This window comes from Acinetobacter sp. PW68 (genome assembly GCF_020982655.1).
In the GTDB taxonomy this organism is placed as follows: Bacteria; Pseudomonadota; Gammaproteobacteria; order Pseudomonadales; family Moraxellaceae; genus Acinetobacter; species Acinetobacter towneri_A.
Genome location: NZ_JAHZSX010000001.1, coordinates 388,325 through 409,751 on the forward strand (window position 1 = coordinate 388,325; position 21,427 = coordinate 409,751).

Sequence of the window (21,427 nt, forward strand, 5' to 3'; positions counted from 1 at the left end):
ATGAGAGAGATGGAATGAAACAGAAGCAATCGAGCAAACAGTCAGGTTTTACCCTGATTGAAGTCATGGTGGTGATTGTAATTTTAGGTGTGTTGGCGGCTTTAATCGTACCGAATGTAATGGGACGTGGTGAAAAAGCCAAAGTCGATACCACGGTAATTACCTTAAAAGGTGTGGCTGGCGCACTCGATCAATACAAACTTGATAATCAAAAATATCCCTCTATGCAAGATGGTGGTTTAGATGCCTTGGTGAATCAGCCTGCTTCGGCTAAAAACTGGTTGCCAGGCGGTTATGTGAAAGGAGGCTATCCGAAAGACAGCTGGGACAATGACATTCAATATGTGATTCCAGGTTCAGAAGGTCGTCCGTTTGACTTGTATTCTTTTGGTGCAGATGGTCAGCAAGGTGGTGAAGGCACCGATGCCGATATTTATTATCAGCCTTAATGGAAATGGAAGATGGGCTGAATCTGTATATCCTGATTTAGTGAGTTTCCATAAAAAAACCGAGCATTAAGCGCTCGGTTTTTTTAAGAATGGTCATTTCTAAGCACTATTGAACAGTACTATTAACGACGTGATTTAAACGATACATCTACCTGACGTGGTCGATAAATCCACCCTAGAATTAACAACAGCAATGAAAAAATCAACACAGGCCAATCGCTGAGTTGAGTATACAGCGTTTGACCTTGCATGGCAGGCAGATCACCACGCAGCACAAACTCCTGATCCATTGGCGCTTGTTTGACAATATGTCCATGATGGTCAATAAATGCGGTCACCCCTGTATTGGTGGCACGAATAAACCAACGTCCATTTTCTTTGGCACGCATTTGTACCATTTGTAAATGTTGCAATGGCCCTGCAGTACCCGTAAACCAAGCATCATTGGAGACTGTTACCAAAAAGTCACTTTTGCTTGCATTGCGACGGGTTAGGTTTGGATAAGCCACTTCATAACAAATGGCTGCCCCCAAATGATGCTGCTTAATTGCGAGTGGTTTTTGCTCAGATGCGCCACGTGAGAAGCCACTCATGGATGGGTCATTTTGCATCGCAGGCAATACCCAGCTGAGTAAACCTGAAAGCGGAATATATTCGCCAAAAGGCACCAGACGTTGCTTTTTATATAATCCTTCTGCCGCATCTCCCGTTGCCATAATGCTGTTGTAATACATGGGATGTTGCTGCACTTGTGATTCAGGCAAGTCCCAATACGGAATACCCGTCACCCACGAACTGCCTGTTTTTTCAGCCTGTGTTTTCATGGCATCCAAAAACGGTTCAATATCGGTCTGGAACATTGGAATGGACGATTCAGGCCAGACAATAATATCGCGTCCCCATTCAGTTCGGGTTAAGCGGGTATAAATTTCCAAGGTCTTGATTTGGTATTCGGTGAGCCATTTTAAGTCTTGAGGGATGTTACCTTGAATCAGAGAAACCGAGAGCGGCTTTTCAGATTTTGCAGTTACAAAACTGATCTGCGCTGCCCCCCATGCACCCAAGAGTAAAATTGCCGATGGAATCAGCCAGAAGATACGCTTTTTAAGGACTTCAACCAACGCACAGGCCAGTAGAATGACCGCAAAAGACACGCCGAAAATACCAAACAGTGGTGCATAGCTATCCAAAAAGCGTTCAGTGAAAGCATAACCTGCAAACAGCCACGGAAAACCTGTAAAGACCCAAGTTTTTGCCCATTCAAACAACACCCAGAGCGGTGCAAAAGTCAGGGGTGTTTCAGGGAAAAATCGACGATACAACCAAGTTTGTATGGCAGTAAATAACCCCATTAACAGCGCCATAATGACAATCATCAGTACGCTTAGAAAGGCATTGGTGTCGCCATAGACATGAATAGAGGTGTAGAGCCAAAAAACCCCGACAAACCACAGTCCAATCCCATAAGACCAACCAATCAAAAAGGCCTGTTTCGGGGTGCGTTTGCTTAAGGTCGCATACAGTAAAGCGGGAGAAAGTAAGGCAATCCACCAATAATGATAGGGAGCAAGTGCAAAACTAAACACTGAACCCGCCAATAGAGCAATGATTAATGGATAAATTAAGGGTAGTTGTTGATGTTCTGCAGGATTAGACAGCTTGGAAAAAAAAGTCCTCATTGACGTACGGCTCGAATCAGATGAATAGTGCGGGCATCTGCTTCAAGAATGGTGAATTCCCAATTGCCAATCACAATCACTTGCCCTTGCAAATCACTCACCAAACCAATTTTCTGAAGCAATAAACCACCCACAGTTTCTACTTCATCGTCAGAAAAATCTGCATCTAAAACATTATTAAAATGTTCGATTGGTGTAAGTGCTTGTACTAACCAAGTATTTGCAGTTTTTGGGTCGTTATCGGGGATAATGTATTCTGCTTCTTCGTCAATATTGTCGTGTTCATCTTCAATTTCACCGACAATTTCTTCCAAAATATCTTCTAAAGTAACCAAGCCCGAAGTGGTGCCATACTCATCAATTACTACCGCAATATGGGTTTGGGTATTTTTGAGCATACGCAATACTTGGTCTGAACGAGCACTTTCAGGCACAAATAACGGCTGACGCATTAAGGCACGTATATCAACTTTAGTGCTTTGTTCGGTCAGTAAAGGCAATAAGTCTTTGGCTAATAAAATCCCCACCACGTTGTCGGGTTGATCAGATGAGAACACAGGAAAACGTGAATGTGCCGATTCGACCAGTACATGCAAAATATCGAGTAGCTCATCATCTTCCTGTAAGCTAATCATCGTGGTACGTGGGGTCATGACTTCACGGATTTTGGTGGCAGGTAAATCCAGAACACCTTCGAGCATTGCCACCGTATCGGGTTCTAAAAAACGACGTGAATCTTGTACTAATTTTAGCAATTCATCGCGGGTTTCTGGTGCTGTGCCTAACCATTTTCTTAGGCCACGCATACCCCACGATGGGCCTGATTCCTCGTGCATGATCTTTCCTAAAGACTCTTTATATCAAAAAAACTTAGCTTAATCATACCTTAGAAAATAAAGTTGTCTATTGCTAATCTTGGTAGAACTTGTTGGCAATTTCGTCACGAAGATGTGCTGCTTTGCGTATGGGGAATACATCAAACAAGGCTGCGCTTTATGCTAAACTAGCTCGATGTTTTAATACCGAGTCTGTGCATGTCTGAACTTCCTGTCATACCTAGCATTCAGCTAAATACCCGCGGTTTGCGTTGTCCTGAACCAGTGATGATGTTGCACCAAGCCATTCGCAAATCTAAGTCTGGCGATGTGGTTGAAGTATTTGCAACTGACAATTCCACGTCTTGGGATATTCCAAAATTTTGCATGCATTTGGGGCATGAGTTGTTATTGCAAGAAGAACGCTTAGATGAGCAGGGCAATAAAGAATTTCATTATTTGGTGAAAAAAGGCTAATAGGTAAAAATCAGCTTCAGCATTTTTTGAGCACTATGGCTTAGTTGCATAAAGATTTGAAAGGCAAAGCACCCCGATTTGAGCCAAATTTAAGACGTAACATAGGTAAGTAGTCGATCTAACAAAGCATGATGTAATCTAGCACTGTCCAATTTAATCCGCAAAGTTTAACAGGCTTTGTACAAATCTTGTGACCATGGGTAAAGACAGACCTAAGAAGTATTAAATCCTTAAGCAACATTGTAGAGCTGCGTTGTTGTAGGTTTTATTTCGTCTTTGTTTGCCTTTTTAGGTGATCAACAGACCCTATTTATATAACAATACATAGATTCTATTGGGAAAAAAGCAGTGCCTCGGCACTGCTTTTTGTTTTCAAATACAATTCGAAATTACATATTTAGATATGAGACGCATTGCGTCGCAAGATTACCCAACATTACATGTTAGGGTAATTCGGACCACCGCCACCTTCAGGTGTTACCCAAGTGATGTTTTGTGATGGGTCTTTGATATCACAGGTCTTACAGTGAACACAGTTGGCTGCATTAATCTGGAAGCGTTTTGAACCATCATCATTTTCCATGATTTCGTAAACACCCGCAGGGCAGTAGCGCTGTGCAGGCTCATCCCATTTCGGTAAGTTTACGTTCACTGGGATAGAGGCATCAGTTAGCTTTAAATGCGCTGGCTGATTTTCTTCATGTACGGTATTCGATACAAACACTGAAGATAAACGGTCAAAAGTCAGCTTGCCATCTGGTTTTGGATAGTTCGGTTTAAAGCTGGTTGCATCTACAGTTTTGAGTGCGCTGAAATCAGGTACCAAATCATGCAAAGTAAATGGTACTTTAAACACGTTCTGGTCGATAAAGTTAAACGCACCGCCCATCCATTGACCAAACTTATGCATTGCAGGGCCAAAGTTACGTGCGCTATAAAGTTCTTCTTTAAGCCAGCTGTTGTTGAATTTTTCAGTGTATGCTGTTAGCTCTTTCACAAAGAAATCTTCGCCTTCAGTTACACGAGCAATCGCCAAGTCACCGCCTTTTGCGACACCTGCAGCAATCGCTTCAAATACCGCTTCACCGCAAAGCATGCCCGACTTCATAGCTGTATGTGAGCCTTTGATTTTGGCAAAGTTTAAGAAGCCTGCATCATCACCAATTAAAGAGCCACCTGGGAAAGTGAGTTTTGGTAATGAATTAAAGCCACCTTTGGTCACAGCACGAGCACCATAAGAAATACGTTTGCCGCCTTCTAGATACTGTTTAATTAGAGGGTGGGTTTTCCAACGCTGCATTTCCATAAATGGATACATGTGTGGGTTGGTATAAGACAAGTCCACAATCATACCTAAAGTAACTTGGTTGTTTTCAGCGTGGTATAACCACCAACCGCCTGAAGAACCTGTTTCACTTAATGGCCAGCCTGCACCATGCATCACCAAACCTGGTTTGTGTTTTGCAGGGTCAATTTCCCAAAGTTCTTTAATACCAATTCCGTAGTGTTGTGGATCGGCATCTTTATCCAAATTGAATTGTTGGATTAAACGCTTACCTAAATGACCACGGCAGCCCTCTGCAAAAATGGTGTATTTGGCATGTAACTCATAACCTGGTGTGAAGTTATGTGTTGGCTCGCCATCTTTACCAATGCCCATGTCACCGGTTTGGATACCTTTAACCGTACCATCGGCATGGTACAGAATTTCAGATGCCGCAAAGCCAGGGAAAATAGAAACTTCTAATTCTTCGGCTTTTTGACCTAACCAACGCACCACGTTGCCTAGCGAGATCACGTAGTTACCATCGTTATGCATGGTTTTAGGTACCATCCAATGCGGTGCTTGCTGGGCTTTTTCAGGTGACATCAAGAAGAAAGTTTTATCTTCAGTCACAGGCACATTTAAAGGCGCACCTTCTTCTTTCCAGTTAGGGAATAACTCATTGATCGCACGCGGTTCGAGCACAGCACCAGAAAGGATATGCGCACCAACTTCAGAGCCTTTTTCGACCACACAAACGGACAGATCATTTAAATTGTTTTCAATTGCAAGTTGACGAATTTTGATCGCAGCAGAAAGACCCGCAGGGCCTGCGCCTACGATGACTACGTCAAACTCCATCGATTCACGTTCGATGTGTTCCATGTAGGACTCCTCATATAATTGAAGGTGGCAACCGCATCAAGCAACGGTGCTGCCATGAGTATTTTTAGTTGCCAGACACAAATTTAATCGTGTCTTTTACAGTATGGGTAAGTATTGTGAGCTAGTATAGTTTTAAACCGAGTCTTAGCCAATTGGCTGAATCGTATTATTTTTCCGTCAGTAAGGTACTGCAGCATGAAGCATGATGACAATTCAATCAAACCGACAGAAAATGTAGCTACGGCTGATAATAAAAACTTAATGCACATTGCACAATATATAAAAACTGGACAGTCAGGTCACAAAAGATCAATCCCTCCTTTGGAGCAATGGCATCCAAAGCATTGTGGAACAATGGATCTGCTGGTCAAAGCCAATGGAGAATGGTGGCACGAAGGTCAACTGATCAAACGTCAGGCATTGGTTGATCTGTTTTCTAGTGTGTTATGGAAAGAGCAGGACAAGTTTTATTTAAAAACCCCCGTGGAACAAATTGAAATTCAGGTGGAAGATGAGCCGTTGTTCATCAATCAGGTCGACATGGTCGAAATCGGACAGCAAAATTATATTCAACTCACCACTACGCATCAGGATATTGTGATTGTTGATGAGGAACATCCTATTTTTATGCGTGAATATGCCGGTGAGCTGCGTCCTTATGTGCATGTGCGTTTTGGTATTAATGCCCTGATTCAGCGTGCGGCTTTTTTACATTTGGTGGAATTGGGTGAGCTGAGTGAAAATGCGCAGGGCGAAACGATTTTATCGTTGAAAAGTGGTGATTTGCACTTGCATTTAAGCAGCTGAGGTTTAAGCTTTATTCATTCTATTTTGTATTGCTGAATCTCTTGCTATGACAGCCATTCATCCTGTTTCTCCCTTAAATCAAGCTATGCCAAAAGCACAAGCCAGTGCGCCAATTGGTATTTTTGATTCGGGCATAGGAGGCTTGTCGGTTGCTATTGAAATTGCAGAATATTTGCCTAATGAAAGCATTGTGTATTATGCCGATACAGCACACGTGCCGTACGGCCCACGCGATGATCAAAATATTCGGGAACTCACTGCAGCTGCAATCGAATGGTTATATCGACAAGGGTGTAAAGTTGCAGTCGTGGCGTGTAATACAGCTTCAGCTTTTAGTCTAGATTATCTGCGCGACCATTACGGCGAAGATTTTCCTATTATTGGTTTAGTGCCTGCTTTAAAGCCTGCTGTATTAAATAGCCAAACCAAAACAGTGGCTGTACTTGCGACACCTGCCACTTTTCGTGGGCAACTCATTAAAGATGTGATGCAGCGTTTTGCGATTCCTGCTCAAGTCCGTGTCTTGAATGTCACCAATCTAGATTTAGTGCCTTTTGTTGAGCAAGGTGCGCAAATGAGCGAGGCGTGTTTAAGTTCCTTACAGCATAGTTTGCAACCTGTGGTCGATCAGGGAGCGGACTATTTGGTACTCGGTTGCACCCATTATCCTTTCTTAAAACCTGCGATTGAGTCCATTTTTGGTCACAAACTGACATTAATTGACTCAGGAATTGCCGTTGCACGTCAAACTTCCCGCATTTTAATTAAAAATGAGTTATTATTTGACCAAAGTGTGGCAGATACATTACAAATCGCGTGTTATGTCAGCGGGAACAATGCAGAACAATTAAAACCCGTGTTGCAGCATCTTATTCCAGGCAATATTTCTTGGAGTATCGCAAATGTGAGTACTGTGGACTGAGTTTAAGATAATTTTTTACAATTGGGGAAAGGCATTGCAAGTAGACGGTGACTGACTTGTAATGGCAATAGGAGAGGGGAAACCAATGCTGGATAAGCGTTATCAGGTCTTTATCTCGACTTCTGGGGCAGATATGCAGCCAGAAAGAGTGGTCTTGGCACAAACATTGGTAGGAATGGGTTTTTTTTCGTGGGGGTTAGAAAAACGCACCCCACTTAGCACTGCACTTGCACGCCGTCAAATCGATGATTGTGACTATGTGGTGATTCTATTGGGCAGCCAGTACGGTGAGCAATCGGTGTCGGGCGTGGGTTATATGCATTTAGAGTATATTTATGCATTCACCAAGCAAAAGCCAATCATTGTATTTATGCACGAAGACCCTGCTTCACGAGATCCAGCTTTACATGATGAAAAACCTGAATTGCGTGAAAAATTCAAAGAGTTTCGTACATTATTGCAACAAGAAGTCGATCAGGTATTTTGCTACCGCACTCTACGTGATTTAGAGCTTGCTGTCCGCTTTAATATGTCGCAAATGTTGGAGCGTTATCCGACGCCTGGTTGGGTACGTCCGCAAAATACGCAAGCCTTGCATGATGAAATTGAGCGTTTAAAAAGTAAGTTAAGTCAGCTAGAAACTGATGTGGGACAGCGTGAAGCAGACCCGTTTCTAAGCCTGTCTAAAGTGTCGATGAATGAATCATATCGTTTTGACTATCGTATGCATGCGTATCAGGATGGTAACTTTAGAGAGCTCAAAGTTGAACGAAGTTTAAGTTGGGCGCAGTTGTTAGCAATTTTAGGTAATACTTTTATTCATCCGACCCCTGAAGAATATTTTTCTAAACGTATGAATGAATATTTGAATGAAACAGGTTTGGATGATGCACGTCAGATCATGCCGCGTGCGCATGCGGTTGCACGTGCTCAAATTAATATTCGAGCGTTGCATGAGATTAAAATGCAAATGCGTCAAAATGACTGGATTGTGCAAGCGGGGCGTGATGATCGTCAGCGGATGCTGTGGCAAACTACAGCAAAAGCGCAAAAACTTTTAGAGAGTAATTTGCTCGATACCGATCGGGTGAATTCATTTAAAACACCGTATTGACTCCAATACAGAGTAAAAAAACTGTTAAAGTAGTCGGGTTCAATCATCAGACACGAGGGCTGGATGTTGTCTACAGTAAAACCCAAAATAACCGTTCTTTTAGCCAATTTAGGTACGCCTGATGAACCGACTGCAGCGGGAGTTCGCCGTTTTTTAAAGCAGTTTTTATCTGATCAACGGGTGATTGAAATTCCCAAACCGATTTGGCAAATCATTTTAAATTTATTCATTTTGCCATTTCGTCCTAAGCGTGTTGCGCATGCTTATGCCATGGTCTGGCAACAAGATTCACCGATGCGTGAAATTTTGTTACAACAGGTCGATGCTTTAAAACAGCAGTTATTGCCGCTATATCCTGAGTTTGAATTGAATATTGTGCCAGTAATGACCTATGGCAATCCGGGTATTCAACAGGCTTTGGCAGCTTTGAGTCAAAATCCTCAAGATCATGTGATTTTGTTCCCTTTATTTCCACAATATTCAGCAACATCGACTGCGCCTTTATATGATGCCGTTGCCAAATGGGTGCCACAGCAGCGTAATTTGCCGGGCTTATCCATCATTCGTGATTATTATCAACATCCTTTATACATTCAGGCTTTAGCGCAGAGTGTGCGTGAGTTTCAAGCCGAGCATGGTGTGGCAGAAAAACTGTTGATGTCGTTTCATGGCATTCCACAGCCTTATGCGGATAAGGGTGATCCGTATGCAGAGCGTTGTCGGATTACAGCAAAATTGCTTGCCGATGCTTTAAATTTAAATGATGAACAATGGGCGATTAGCTTCCAGTCACGTTTTGGCAAACAGGAATGGGTCAAACCCTATACCGATGTGTTACTTGAAGAATGGGGACAGCAGGGCGTGAAGTCGGTGCAAATTATGAGCCCTGCTTTTTCTGCAGATTGTCTAGAAACCCTAGAAGAATTGGCGATTCAAAATGCAGAATTATTTTTGCAAGCGGGTGGCAAGGAATATGCCTACATTCCTGCATTGAATACCCGTGCCGATCATTTGGATTTGCTCAAGCATTTACTTCAAGCTAATCTTGATGCTGTAAAGCTTAACCTAAGCCATTAATTTTTGAGGTTCGCCACCATGTTGCAAGTCAAAATTATTCCCGTCACTGCTTTTCAGCAAAACTGCTCGATTGTATGGGATGCAGAAAGCAAAGAAGCGATTTTGATTGATGCGGGTGGTGAACCTGAAAAATTAAAAGCCGAGGTAGAAGCTTTGGGTTTAACGGTAAAAGCCTTATGGCTAACGCATGGACATTTAGACCATGCGGGTGCTGTTGGCGCATTGCAACATTACTGGAATGTTCCTGTGATTGGTCCACAGAAAGAAGATGCTTTTTGGTTAGATCAACTGCAAGAAGTGTCTGCACGTTATGGTTTTCCTATCCCTGAACAAGTTACGGTTACACAGTGGTTAGAAGGTGGTGAAGTGCTGCAATTGGGTCAAGAAAGCTTTGAAGTGCGTTATGCGCCTGGGCATACCCCAGGGCATGTGATGTTTTATAATGCAAAATATGGCATCTTGTGGACAGGTGATGTGCTATTTAAAGGCTCAATTGGGCGCACCGATTTTCCACGTGGCAATCATCAACAATTGCTAGATTCAATTCAGCGCGAATGTTTTAGTTTGCCAGATGACACTCAGTTTATTTCTGGGCATGGTCCCATCAGTACTATTGGATTTGAAAAACAGCATAACCCGTTTGTAGCAGGTCAAGCAGGTTAAAAGCATTGTGTATTTATGCTTTAAGAAAAAGTCATTGTGTACTGACTTTTTTATTTGCACAATCGATTTTCTAAGACTGTCTGCTTTCGAGAGCAAATAGCACGGCAAAGAATGTGAGTAAAATCCTCAGCATTAAACTTCCTTTAAGACAAGCTTCCATGGGGTTGTGTTCCTAAAATTCTTGTTGTTGCTTTTTTTATTCAATGGTATGTGTTTAACACGCGGCACGATTAAAGAGTGCGATTCGTCTTTATTAAGCCATGATTAAGCAACAAATTTTGAACAATTTATGAATAAATGGGCAAGGTTCCCTGCAAGTTTTATACTTCTCAACGGGATTTTGAGCTGAAATTTAGGTGTACTTTTTACCCTTTAAGCTGAGTGATTGTTTAATTCTATTCCTCAGAGTTTTCTGCTTGTGGAGCATCTTGGGTGAGTAAACGATATTCATCACTTGCCCATGCGCCTAAATCAATGAGCTTGCAACGCTCGGAACAAAATGGACGAAAAGGATTGTCTTCCCATTGTGTAGATTCGCCACAACGTGGGCAAGGAAAAGTACGAGGCATGCTGAACTCCTATGAAAAATACAGGATTGGATTAGGCAAATAGCACCTGACTTGGTAGACTTGTGCCGAATTTTGTAAGTTTGATCTGATTATGCCAATTCGTCAATTTCAAGCCCAGCGTATGCATGCCCCTCGTGATTTTCAAGCCGTTGCCAATGAATCGGTTTGTGTTGAAATTGGTGCGGGTAAAGGCAAGCATGCTTTATTATTTAGTGGACAACATCCTGATAAAAAATTAATTGCGATTGAGCGTACCCGCGAAAAATTTGTGGCGATGCAAAAACAGCATCAACTTGAAGGTCAGCGCAACTTACAAATAGTACATGCCGATGCAATTCCATGGATTGTGCATGCTTTATTTCCTGCTCAAGTAGAGCAATTCTTTATTTTATATCCAAACCCTGAACCGCATAATGCCACCCAGCGTTGGTTGAATATGCCGTTTTTTGACTTTTTGTTGTCACGCTTAAAAGCAGGTGGCAGCATTACTTTGGTGAGTAATATTCCTGAATATATTGCAGAAGCACGGCAGCAGCTGATCGAAGTGTGGAAATTGCCATTTATTCAGCAGGATGTTCCAGTAGATTCAGCACGCACTCACTTTGAAATCAAATATTTAGCACGTGGCGAGCGTTGTCAGGAACTGCAGATCAGCAAACCTGCCGCTTATACAACCCGTTTTGATGATTTTCAGCCTTTGCAAGGACAGCAGCCAACTTTAACACCGACTTCAGTTGAGGCGAAAGCGTCCGCAGACTCAAGTGTAACAACTGAGTAAACAGGCATGAAACAGCGCATTGCAATTATAGGAGCAGGACCAGCAGGGCTAATGGCTGCCGAAGTGCTGAGTCAGTTTGACTATGATGTGCATGTTTATGAGCAGAAACCTTCAGCGGCACGTAAGTTTTTGATGGCAGGTAAAACGGGTCTGAATATTTCACATGCAGAACCGATTGCACAATTTATTCAGCGTTATGATCAGGCGGAATGGTTGGCGCCGTGGATTCAACAATGGGATGCCGCTTGGATTCAAAACTGGATGCAGGGTTTAGGTATTCAGTCTTATGTAGGTTCATCGGGGCGGATTTTTCCACAAGAAATGAAAGCCGCACCTTTGCTGCGCGCATGGTTAAAACGCTTAGTTGATGCAGGCGTACAGTTTCATTATCGGCATCAGGTCTGTGATTTAAATAACAATCAACTTAGAATCCAAAATCTAGGTACAGGGCACATTGAGCAACAGTCGTTTGTCGCCATTGTGATGGCATGTGGGGCAGTGTCGTGGTCGAAATTAGGTAGTGATGGTGCATGGCAGCATTGGTTATCTACCAATGAAATTCAGCCTTTTCAAGCCAGTAATGCAGGTGTGGAGTGTGATTGGTCTAATTATATGCAGCCAGTATTTGGGCAACCGTTAAAACGTGTGAAAGCATGGGTGAAAGGTGCTGTACCAAGCATGGGCGATATTGTGATTAGCCATTATGGTTTAGAAAGTGGCTTAATTTATAAGCAAGGGCGAGCATTGCGACAGTTGCAGCAGGAACATCAACCGCTGCAGTTACACCTGGATTTATTGCCCGATTTAAGTATTGAGCAGCTTTCTCAAAAGTTACAATCTTCCAGAAAACAGTCTTTAAGCAATATTTGGCGTAAGGCGGGTTTAGATGCTGTGAAGTCTGCAGTCGTGCGTGAGTTGGTAGATAAAGCCCTTTGGCAGCAACCTATGCAATTGGCGCAGCAGATTAAAAACTTAATGGTGCCTTTAAAGGGATTTCGTCCTATTGAAGAAGCAATTAGCTGTGCGGGTGGGGTCAAGCGTGAGGTTTTATCTGCACAATTGCAATTAAATTCTAATCCTCACGTTTTTCTCTGCGGTGAGATGCTGGATTGGGATGCACCAACGGGCGGTTATTTGCTGACAGCCTGTTTTGCTACGGGACGCGCTGCTGCTGAAGGCGTGCATCAGTATTTACAGCAGCGTCCGTAAGATCACGCTATTCATCAAGTTGAGGATACTGCCCACGCCAATGTTCCAGTTGTTGCTGCGCCTGTAATAAGTCTGCTAAACCTTGTTGACGTTGTGCTTTACTGACAGGATAAGCTGCAGAAGTTGTGTCTTGAGTTGCCAGATATTGCGCTTGCTGTTCCCAATATTGACTCATTAAGCCTTGAATATAGCGCCCTTGTGGCGTTTTTAAATCCAATGCTTTGAGCATGCTTAAGGCAGATTGAATGTTGTCCTGTAGGCGATTTTTAGCAAATGCAGCATCGAGTTGTTTGTTTTCATGCAAGCGTGCTAACTCATCTTCCAAATCATTGCTCATTTGGTCATGGCGTTGTTCATAATCCATCAGCAATTGAATGTCATGTGGGTCATCCGCAGTCATCTCAAAGGGCTGAAGCGCGGCTTGCTCGACCTGAGTTTGCATGATTTGATCTTCAGGACTGAGTTTGTCTGCATTTTCTATCTTGCTGCGCTCACAGGCGCTGAGGGCGAAAGCCAAACAAATTGTTAAGGGAGCAATCATGTGTTTAAAGGTTATTTGCATTTATTCGCTCCAGTCATATTCAACTTTTTTGATAGACATACAAATGCGTGCAATAGGGAAATTCAATTTCATCTTGCGCATACTTATTCGTATATTCTAATACTAATTGCTCAAATTGTGTTTTGAGTTGTTGTTGCTGTTCGGTTGGCATCGCAGCAATGAAACTGGTCGAAAGCAAACGCTTGGATACTACTTGTTCGACTGTACCGACATGCGTGTGATGAAATTGCTGCTCGTGGGTGAGTTGGAATAAATCTGTATCGGCAAATACCTGACGCCAGTCTTGGTTGTGAAAACGCGGGGTATCGCCCTCAAAAGGCAAAATCATCTGTGCCAGTGCATTAACCCAATTAACCGAAATATCACGTTGATTCCAAATTAACAGCAAATAACCTTGAGGTTTTAAGATTCGGTGTATTTCCTTTAAACTTTGTAGATTAGCAAACCAATGAAAAGATTGCGCACAGCTCACCAAATCTGCACACTGGTCGGGGAGCGGTAATTGCTCACTTCGTGCCTGAATTGTCGCAACTCGCGGGTAAAGTTGCTTTAATTTGGCTAACATGCTGGCAATCGGATCTACCGCTATAAGCTGAGTTGTCAGTTTGAGCAAATGTGGCAGGAATTTTCCTGTACCAGAACCTAGGTCTACCATATTGCTATTCAGTGGAACTTGGAGCTGATCTTGCAGGAAAACATCGACTTCTTGCGGGTAACTGGGACGAACTTGTTGATATAGGTTTGCCCCTAAAGCAAAACCTTGTTGTGCGGCAGGATGTAGAGATTGTGTCATATTTTGCGATTTTTAATCTGCTGTGCATCTATAAAATAACATATTCACTTTTGAACTTGTGTACAGTGTAATCAGGTTTAAAGTAACGGTTTAATTCAGCGCCTTGGCGTCGGTGTGGGAATGGATAAACACATAATTTTTGAAGACGGACATATCCGCGCTATTTTCATGAAAGGCTCATCACAGGAGCTGATTTTTTCTTTTGGCGATTTAATTACACGAGCCAAAGGCACGTCTATTAATGCCGAAAAATCACTGGAAAAGTTTCATTTCAATGTGATTGGGGTCATGCCTAAGGAAAAATCATGGTTTCCTGAAGCATCTATGCGCGCCATGTTGGTCGCCATTCAAGACCTGATTGCCCCGTTTAAAATTCGCGTGGGCTATGGCGGCTCAATGGGCGGCTATGCGGCAATTAAATACTCCAATTTGCTGGATTTAAACCGCATTGTGGCTCTAGTACCGCAGTATTCAATTGACCCTGAAGATATTCACGACCCACGTTATAACATGTTTTATCAGGCAGACTTAAATGCCAATATGCGCATTCAAGCGCAAGATGTATCGGCACAGCGTGAATATATTGTGGTTTATGACCAGTATTATCCTGAAGATCGTGGGCATTATTTAAAAATTCAGCCTTTAATTCCGCATTTACATACTTTGCATTTACCATTTACAGGGCATGATGCGATTGCGATTTTAGCCAATTCTGAATTACTGAATGACTTTTTAACCCATCCTTTTGATGCGCCGTTCTTTTATCAAAAAATTCGCAAGGTGAAAAAGAACAGCAAGTTTTACTATCGTAAAGTGATTGAAAATGTCTTGCCGAATCATCGTTGGTCTTTAGGTCGTATTTTAAAATACAATAACTTACAGCTTGACAGTAACTTCTTTGATGCCAAGTTGAAACAAAACCTGATTCGCTCCTTACTGAGTAATAAACAGGTCGATCAGCACGATTTAAACAAACTCGGCTTACAAATTCAGTTGCCGTATGAAAATCGTAATGTCTTGCTCGACCATTTTGGTCATGGTTTGGTGTTTAACATCATCAGCCAAAAAATTGAGAGCTATGCCGCACATGCAATTGCCTTAAATCATAAATTCCTGATTCCGATTTATGCAAAGGGCAGTGGTTTGGTGCAAATTTATCTGAACGATGAACGCTACTTAATTAGTATGAATGATCGTCATGTGATGAAACTATGCAAGGAACAAGATGCACTGGCTGCAGGCATGCACCCCTTGATATTAAAAAAATATAGCGACTATTTTGTGTTGAGCTATAAAAATTTGAACTTGAGCAGTGATGAGTTCGGTGGCAATGATTTTGTAGAAGATTTGCCAGATACTGCCAAATTTACCCTAGAACTGGAACAGTAAGCTGCAAAGTTTGATCCATTATTTAGATGGTTTAAATTTTAGACACTTGTATTGTTTTGCCATTGGGCTAAGATGATCTTAAAACATGCTTTTGTTGATCATTCCAAGGGTAGTATGTATGACCAAGTTGTTAATGCCTGCTGTGCTTGTTTTGCTGTCTAGTTTAATTTTATCTGCGACTTTATTTGCAGATGCGCCTGAGCCGAAGGCTTATCTATTTTTTGCTTTAGGTTTGTTGGTTTTGTTGGGATTAGGCACTTATGTATTCCGACAAATTCAAAAAACGATACGCTATCACATGAATAAGCCTGCAGATTAAATGCAGGCTTTTCTATTTGTGCTGAGTTTTTGTGTGCTTTTTAAGTAATCAATAAATCAAAAAAATTATAGCTTGATCACTTTAATTTCTTCTTCAGTTTCTGCATTTGGGGCAGCCTGCGTCTGTGCTTCCTGAGTAGGTGCGGTGGTAGTGGCTGTTGGGGCGATATTCTGCGAAGGTGCGCTTAATGGTACTTGATAGATAGGCACGGTATGATCACTTTGTCCTGTAATCACTTCTTTGGTTTCCTGAATTTTAGTATTTACATTGTTAGCTAATTGCTGCCCAGTATGTTTGGCTTGAGCCGCACCCTGACTGCCCAATTGTTTGGCATTGTCTAAAGCTTGATGTGCGGATGGGCGAATTTTTTCAATGCCTTTTTCGGTGACTTCGCCAACTTTTTGTGCAGCATGAATCACACCTTCCTGAGTTTTGTATGCCCAAACATGCAAAAGGTTTGGATTGTCTGCATAAGGCTGAATAGGTTTATTGCTTTGAGTTTGCGCATTACTGCTTTGTGCCCCCACCGAAGCACTGCTGAGTAATAGTCCAATACAAATGCTGATATTGATCTTTTTCATAGTGCTGTGCCTCTTTGGATGTCGAATTCTGTTCGATGAAAGGTTTTGAATAGAATGTACTGCATTGTATAAAGCCTAGATGAACTGCAGTGTTTATTTTTCATAAGTATGATGTGTTTTTAGGTGAAATTTAAAGTGTTTAAAATCATAGCAGCATTGCGGGCTTAAAAAAAAGACCCACATAAAATTGTGGGTCTTGTTTCTCTGGAGAGTTTTTAAAGCAGGGTAATATTGGCTACACTGCTTTTGTCATCTTAGTTTGAATTATCAAGAGATGCTGCATATATATTGAAAGTCCAACAATCTTGCTACATCATGATACATTCTAGGCTGATTATAGTTTAGTTGCATTGTGCAAGTGCATCTTTATGGAAGTGACTGCGCAAGCTAATGAAGTTTTTTTGCACGGTAGCATCGTGTAAGTCAAAATTCTCTGCAGTGCTGGTTCCATCTTGTGCAAATGTTGCAGAACCTGCAGAAATTAAGCTATTGCCTTTAAATGCCCATTGTTCAATAGAACGACCTGCTTGCAGCGTGCCTGTAAATTGGATCACGCATTTATCAATAAATTTTGTGAGTTTGGCGCTGTTATTGACAGTGTTTGGGTAAACTTCGATGTTTTTCACTTCTTGTAAAACACCTGCAGTAAGCTGCGGAATAACAGGTGCAGAAGTACACGCACTAAGAGAAAGGCAAGTTAAACCCGATAAAATGAGTGTTTTAAGTTTCATAAGCTCGTTTTCTTGTTGAGTGTTGTTAGGTTGAGTATAGGGAATTGGTTAGAAAATGACTATAGCTCAGTGATTAACGATTCCAATCTTGTGTGCGAATACGGCCAGTTTGGTAATAAATTGAGACCAATTCGATAAAATTTTTAAAGTCTGAATTTTCATTTAAAATTCGATTTATTGATTGCCAATCCACTTCGGGTCTTCGGCGAGCAGGAAGTAAGATTTCACTTTCAGTGGGATTTTCTGGGTTGAGTAAAATTACACCTATACCATGTAAAGCTGAAAGCATACGTAGTTCTTCTTCAACTTCATTGGTAGAAATTGAGGTCGCAACTAAATATCCTTCATTTGCCCAACTTGAATTACTAACAGCTTGGAAAAAACTACTTCTAATATTTGAGTTATTTAGTTCTTTTTTTACCTCGAATGACCAAAGGCGAACATTCTGACCTGAACCATGTTTAACGCAGGTCTTCACTAGTTCATGCCACTTTTTATCAATTGGCTGTATAGCAACAATATCAGGGTGTAACCATTGATTACCATTTTGTCCTCGATTATTTGAAGACTTTTTTTCATCAATTCTCAGGCTATAGAGGTTTAGCTCTTTAGACAAATATTCGATGAGAATAGGATATAAGTCGTACTCTGAAAATATTTTTTCTTGAATTGGTGGTGGATTATTGTCTTCTGCATCAATAATTAATGAATTATCGAAGTCAATTCCTGTTATTGGTGAAAGATTTGAAGGAGGTTCATACCAATATTGGCGTGGACGTGGTCTTTCTTGATATTTTACACAAGGATTATTTTCAATTAAGTCTGGGAAAATACTATATAACTCTCGAATAACTTGTTGTTTAAAAGCACCCTCATTGTTTTCAAATTTAATATTATTTCTTTTCTCGATATAATCTTGAGGATATGTAGCAATTAATTTATCAGCAATAAATCTAGCTGTAAATTTTTGATTAGGATTAGATTTTAAAAATTCTAATGCTTTTTGTGCTTGTGATAATTTCATACTTTTGAGAAAAATAAAAAACCCCACTCATTTATAGCGGGGTTTCTTTTAACTTACAAGCAATTAAGACTTTAGTGCTGCAACACACTTACATCTGCAACACGTGTAAATAAATCACGTAACTGCGCGAGTAAACGTAAGCGGTTGGCTTTCAACTCAGCATCATCAGCCATCACCATCACACTGTCAAAGAAGGCATCAATAGGCGCACGTAATGCAGCCAATTGAGAGAGTGCAGTGGTGTAGTCTTTCGCTGCCAATAATGGCTCAACCACAGGTGTGATTTTTGCAAGTTCAGCGAATAATGCTTTTTCTGCATCTTCCACCAAGTTTGCTTCAATGACGCTTCCTTCAGGCGCAGTTTCTTTGGCTAAAATGTTGGCAACACGTTTGTTGGCAGCAGCCAAAGCAGCAGCTTCAGGCAAACTACGGAAATGATTCACCGCAGTCACACGCTTATCAAAATCAAGTGGCGATTTTGGAGAAAGTGCTTGAACTGCTTGAATCACATCAACAGCAACGCCTTGGTCTTCATATTTCGCACGGTAACGACCTTCAAGGAATGCAACAGCATCCGCTAACGTCTTGTCGTGGTCTTTCAATACATCGCCATAAGCTGCCAAAGCAAGCTTGATCAGTTCTTCAATTGAAACATCAAGATTATTTTCAGTCACTAAACGCAAAATACCAATCGCAGAACGACGCAATGCAAATGGGTCTTTAGAACCTGTCGGCGCTTGACCAATACCAAAAATACCTGTGAGGGTGTCTAAACGGTCTGCAAGGGCAATGGTCGTGCCTGTTTTGGTTTTAGGAAGTACATCACCAGCAAATTTCGGAAGATACTGCTCGCCTAAAGCTTCCGCAACTTCGTCATTTTCACCTTCAAGACGAGCGTAGTAAGTTCCCGCAATCCCTTGAAGTTCTGGGAATTCACCCACTAATTCAGAGGTTAAGTCGCATTTTGCAAGTAAAGCAGCTTTTTCAGCATCTTGTGGATTTGCACCCGTAATTGGCGCCAAAGCAACAGCCAGTTTGGCAATACGTTCAGATTTGTTCCACAGCGTACCCAATTGCGCTTGGAAAACCATGTTTGCCAATTTTTCTTTGCGTGATGCAAGCGGTTGTTTTTGGTCTTGCAAGAAGAAGAATTCAGCATCAGACAAACGTGGACGAACCACTTTTTCATTACCTTCAATAATTTGAGTCGGGTCTTTAGACTCAATATTGGAAACAGTAATGAAGTAAGGTTGAAGTTTATTGTCAGCATTCACCAAACAGAAATACTTCTGATTGTCTTGCATGGTGGTGATCAATGCTTCTTGAGGCACAGCAAGGAAGCGTTCTTCAAAGCTCGCACGAAGCGCAACAGGCCATTCTACCAATGCAGTCACTTCATCACGTAGGTCGCTAGGCACAATCGCAATTGCATTAACTTCATCTGCCAACGCTTTTACTTGTTGGTCGATAATTCCTTGACGTTCTTCAAAAGAAGCAATGACTTTAGCCGCACGTAACGCATCTAAATAGTCATTGGCGTGTTGTAGTGTGATTGCTTCAGGGGCATGGAAGCGGTGACCATAAGTCACATTAGCTGCCTGATGATCTTGAATCGTGGCTTCAACCACGGTGTTGTCTTTGAGCAACACCACCCATTTAACAGGACGCACAAATTCAGTACGGCTTGCGGCAGAACGCATACGTTTTGCAATTGGCAGGTTGTCCAACGCAGTTTGTAGAATTTGTGGCAACAATGCATCAAGGCTTTGACCTTTCACATCTTTTAGGTAGCAGACTTTTTCAACTTTACCTGCTTGGAAAGTAGAAACCTGATCAACCGTAATACCTTGACCGCGCATAAAGCCTTCAAGCGCTTTGGTCGGTTTGCCTTCGGCATCATAGGCGGCTTGAACAGCAGGACCATCAAAACGTTTTTGGGTGTCTGCTTGCGCACCATCTACATTGACAATTTTAAGTGCCAAGCGACGTGGCGCTGCATAGGCTTCAATTGCATCAAAAGCTAAGCCTGCATCTTTTAAACCTTTTTCAGTTTCTGCAAGTAAGGCATCGCGTAAGGTTTTTAAGCTTTTCGGTGGGAGTTCTTCGCAACCGAGTTCAAATAAAACTGTATGTTTAGACATTATTTGCTTTCCTCAGTATTTTGCGCTTTGGCTTCCGCTTCAACCTGTGCTTTTAACTGCGCCAAGACTTCATCACGTAAATGCGGTTCTGCCATTGGGAAGCCTAATTTTGCACGTGCAGCCACATAACTTTGAGCAATAGAACGTGCTAAGGTACGTACACGTAAAATATAACGCTGACGCTCAGTCACAGAAATTGCACCACGCGCATCGAGCAAGTTAAAGCAGTGAGATGCTTTAATCACTTGTTCATACGCAGGTAATGGTAATTCTGCTGCAATTAAACGGCTTGCTTCTACTTCATAGAAGTCAAACAGTTCAAACATTTTATCAACAGGCGCATATTCAAAGTTATAGGTCGATTGTTCAACTTCATTTTGATGGAACACATCACCATAAGTGACTATACCAAACTGTCCTTTAGTCCAAACCAAGTCGTAAACTGAGTCTACACCTTGCAAGTACATTGCAAGACGCTCAAGACCGTAAGTGATTTCGCCTGTTACAGGGTAGCATTCAACACCACCGACTTGTTGGAAGTAAGTGAACTGAGTCACTTCCATACCATTTAACCATACTTCCCAACCTAAGCCCCAAGCGCCGAGTGTTGGAGATTCCCAGTTGTCTTCTACAAAGCGAATGTCATGCACCAATGGGTCAATTCCAATCGCTTTTAAAGAATCTAAATACAACTGTTGGATGTTGTCTGGGTTTGGTTTCAGCACTACCTGAAATTGATAGTAGTGTTGTAAGCGGTTCGGATTTTCGCCATAACGACCATCTTTAGGACGACGAGATGGTTGTACATACGCCGCATTCCATGTTTCTGGACCTAAAGCACGTAGGAAGGTTGCGGTGTGGAATGTCCCTGCACCCATTTCCATATCGTAAGGTTGTAAAACGACGCAGCCTTGCTCCGCCCAGTAGTTTTGTAAGGCAAGAATTAAGCCTTGAAAGGTATCAATATGCGATATGGCGCGACTCATGGTCATCCACTTAAAATTAGAGAAAAATTGTGCTCAATTATAAGGATTTTGAGGTGTGCTGGCAAAGGTTAAAGCACAACTAGCGGCTGGTGGTTTGGGGTTTTACAAATTCACTGATAAATGAAAGATATAAAACAAATACATCTTACTAAATGATTGCCTTATAATCTTGTCCAATTGTCACCACTGGATT

22 protein-coding genes and 1 pseudogene are annotated in these 21,427 nt (G+C 41.9%); 11 read left to right on the forward strand and 12 right to left on the reverse strand.

Features of this window, described 5'->3' with window-relative positions; genetic code table 11:
- Positions 1-14 precede the first annotated feature (14 nt).
- The gene (gspG, locus tag K1T76_RS01745) at positions 15-449 is read left to right on the forward strand and encodes a type II secretion system major pseudopilin GspG (RefSeq protein ID WP_019836048.1); all 435 of its coding nucleotides are present in this window, start codon (positions 15-17) and stop codon (positions 447-449) included.
- Between the two features lie 122 nt (positions 450-571).
- Here gspG and lnt read toward each other — a convergent pair whose 3' ends face one another.
- Together lnt and K1T76_RS01755 are read right to left on the reverse strand one after the other, a co-directional pair.
- Positions 572-2,128, reverse strand: a complete 1,557-nt coding sequence (gene lnt, locus K1T76_RS01750; RefSeq protein WP_230243944.1) for an apolipoprotein N-acyltransferase — start codon at positions 2,126-2,128, stop codon at positions 572-574.
- On the reverse strand, positions 2,125-2,964 hold the full coding sequence (locus K1T76_RS01755) for a CBS domain-containing protein (RefSeq protein ID WP_019836047.1): 840 nt from the start codon (positions 2,962-2,964) through the stop codon (positions 2,125-2,127). The genes lnt and K1T76_RS01755 overlap by 4 nt, the downstream gene beginning before the upstream one ends.
- 198 nt (positions 2,965-3,162) lie before the next feature.
- On the opposite strand from K1T76_RS01755, the gene tusA reads away from it, so the two are divergent.
- Complete coding sequence (gene tusA, locus K1T76_RS01760; RefSeq protein WP_019836046.1) at positions 3,163-3,420, forward strand: sulfurtransferase TusA; 258 nt, start codon at positions 3,163-3,165, stop codon at positions 3,418-3,420.
- A gap of 121 nt (positions 3,421-3,541) precedes the next feature.
- Here the strand turns inward: tusA and K1T76_RS01765 are convergent.
- Positions 3,542-3,708, reverse strand: a pseudogene (locus K1T76_RS01765) (transposase); the annotation flags it as partial.
- 148 nt (positions 3,709-3,856) lie between these two features.
- Positions 3,857-5,569, reverse strand: a complete 1,713-nt coding sequence (locus tag K1T76_RS01770) for an electron transfer flavoprotein-ubiquinone oxidoreductase (RefSeq protein ID WP_230243945.1) — start codon at positions 5,567-5,569, stop codon at positions 3,857-3,859.
- Positions 5,570-5,764: 195 nt separating this feature from the next.
- Here K1T76_RS01770 and K1T76_RS01775 point away from each other — a divergent pair, with 195 nt between their 5' ends.
- The 5 genes from K1T76_RS01775 (at position 5,765) to K1T76_RS01795 (ending at position 10,152) form a co-directional block, all read left to right on the forward strand.
- Complete coding sequence (locus tag K1T76_RS01775; RefSeq protein WP_230243946.1) at positions 5,765-6,376, forward strand: DUF1285 domain-containing protein; 612 nt, start codon at positions 5,765-5,767, stop codon at positions 6,374-6,376.
- A gap of 46 nt (positions 6,377-6,422) precedes the next feature.
- The gene (gene murI, locus K1T76_RS01780) at positions 6,423-7,298 is read left to right on the forward strand and encodes a glutamate racemase (RefSeq protein WP_019836042.1); all 876 of its coding nucleotides are present in this window, start codon (positions 6,423-6,425) and stop codon (positions 7,296-7,298) included.
- A gap of 85 nt (positions 7,299-7,383) precedes the next feature.
- Complete coding sequence (locus tag K1T76_RS01785) at positions 7,384-8,412, forward strand: DUF4062 domain-containing protein (protein WP_230243947.1); 1,029 nt, start codon at positions 7,384-7,386, stop codon at positions 8,410-8,412.
- Between the two features lie 63 nt (positions 8,413-8,475).
- Positions 8,476-9,489: a ferrochelatase gene (hemH, locus tag K1T76_RS01790; RefSeq protein ID WP_230243948.1), complete on the forward strand. Its 1,014-nt coding sequence runs from the start codon at positions 8,476-8,478 to the stop codon at positions 9,487-9,489.
- 18 nt (positions 9,490-9,507) lie between these two features.
- The gene (locus tag K1T76_RS01795; protein ID WP_230243949.1) at positions 9,508-10,152 is read left to right on the forward strand and encodes an MBL fold metallo-hydrolase; all 645 of its coding nucleotides are present in this window, start codon (positions 9,508-9,510) and stop codon (positions 10,150-10,152) included.
- Between the two features lie 395 nt (positions 10,153-10,547).
- On the opposite strand, the gene K1T76_RS01800 is transcribed toward K1T76_RS01795, so the two are convergent.
- The gene (locus tag K1T76_RS01800; RefSeq protein WP_070154419.1) at positions 10,548-10,721 is read right to left on the reverse strand and encodes a DNA gyrase inhibitor YacG; all 174 of its coding nucleotides are present in this window, start codon (positions 10,719-10,721) and stop codon (positions 10,548-10,550) included.
- 91 nt (positions 10,722-10,812) lie between these two features.
- Here K1T76_RS01800 and K1T76_RS01805 point away from each other — a divergent pair, with 91 nt between their 5' ends.
- A complete protein-coding gene (locus tag K1T76_RS01805; protein WP_230243950.1) occupies positions 10,813-11,499 on the forward strand; it encodes a tRNA (guanine-N(7)-)-methyltransferase in 687 nt (228 codons plus the stop codon).
- Between the two features lie 6 nt (positions 11,500-11,505).
- Positions 11,506-12,708 (forward strand): TIGR03862 family flavoprotein, encoded by a 1,203-nt coding sequence (locus tag K1T76_RS01810; protein ID WP_230243951.1) that lies wholly within the window; start codon positions 11,506-11,508, stop codon positions 12,706-12,708.
- A 7-nt stretch (positions 12,709-12,715) separates the two neighbouring features.
- Here K1T76_RS01810 and K1T76_RS01815 read toward each other — a convergent pair whose 3' ends face one another.
- The gene (locus K1T76_RS01815; protein WP_230243952.1) at positions 12,716-13,270 is read right to left on the reverse strand and encodes a hypothetical protein; all 555 of its coding nucleotides are present in this window, start codon (positions 13,268-13,270) and stop codon (positions 12,716-12,718) included.
- 19 nt (positions 13,271-13,289) lie between these two features.
- Positions 13,290-14,063 carry a class I SAM-dependent methyltransferase gene (locus K1T76_RS01820; protein WP_230243953.1) on the reverse strand — a complete coding sequence of 258 codons (774 nt, stop codon included), beginning with the start codon at positions 14,061-14,063 and terminating at the stop codon, positions 13,290-13,292.
- Positions 14,064-14,183: 120 nt separating this feature from the next.
- On the opposite strand from K1T76_RS01820, the gene K1T76_RS01825 reads away from it, so the two are divergent.
- Both K1T76_RS01825 and K1T76_RS01830 read left to right on the forward strand, forming a co-directional pair.
- A complete protein-coding gene (locus tag K1T76_RS01825; protein WP_230243954.1) occupies positions 14,184-15,452 on the forward strand; it encodes a hypothetical protein in 1,269 nt (422 codons plus the stop codon).
- Between the two features lie 118 nt (positions 15,453-15,570).
- Positions 15,571-15,771, forward strand: a complete 201-nt coding sequence (locus K1T76_RS01830) for a hypothetical protein (protein ID WP_019836032.1) — start codon at positions 15,571-15,573, stop codon at positions 15,769-15,771.
- A gap of 65 nt (positions 15,772-15,836) precedes the next feature.
- Here K1T76_RS01830 and K1T76_RS01835 read toward each other — a convergent pair whose 3' ends face one another.
- The 5 genes from K1T76_RS01835 to glyQ all read right to left on the reverse strand — a co-directional run bounded on the left by K1T76_RS01835 (position 15,837) and on the right by glyQ (position 21,234).
- Positions 15,837-16,352, reverse strand: coding sequence for a hypothetical protein (locus tag K1T76_RS01835; RefSeq protein WP_019836031.1), 516 nt, complete (start codon positions 16,350-16,352; stop codon positions 15,837-15,839).
- Between the two features lie 341 nt (positions 16,353-16,693).
- Positions 16,694-17,083, reverse strand: a complete 390-nt coding sequence (locus tag K1T76_RS01840; RefSeq protein WP_230243955.1) for a hypothetical protein — start codon at positions 17,081-17,083, stop codon at positions 16,694-16,696.
- 73 nt (positions 17,084-17,156) lie between these two features.
- Positions 17,157-18,107: a COG2958 family protein gene (locus K1T76_RS01845; RefSeq protein ID WP_019836029.1), complete on the reverse strand. Its 951-nt coding sequence runs from the start codon at positions 18,105-18,107 to the stop codon at positions 17,157-17,159.
- 71 nt (positions 18,108-18,178) lie between these two features.
- Entirely contained in the window at positions 18,179-20,248 is a 2,070-nt protein-coding gene (gene glyS / locus K1T76_RS01850; protein ID WP_230243956.1) for a glycine--tRNA ligase subunit beta, read from the reverse strand.
- Positions 20,248-21,234: a glycine--tRNA ligase subunit alpha gene (gene glyQ / locus K1T76_RS01855; protein WP_070154438.1), complete on the reverse strand. Its 987-nt coding sequence runs from the start codon at positions 21,232-21,234 to the stop codon at positions 20,248-20,250. The genes glyS and glyQ overlap by 1 nt, the downstream gene beginning before the upstream one ends.
- Positions 21,235-21,427: the final 193 nt, after the last annotated feature.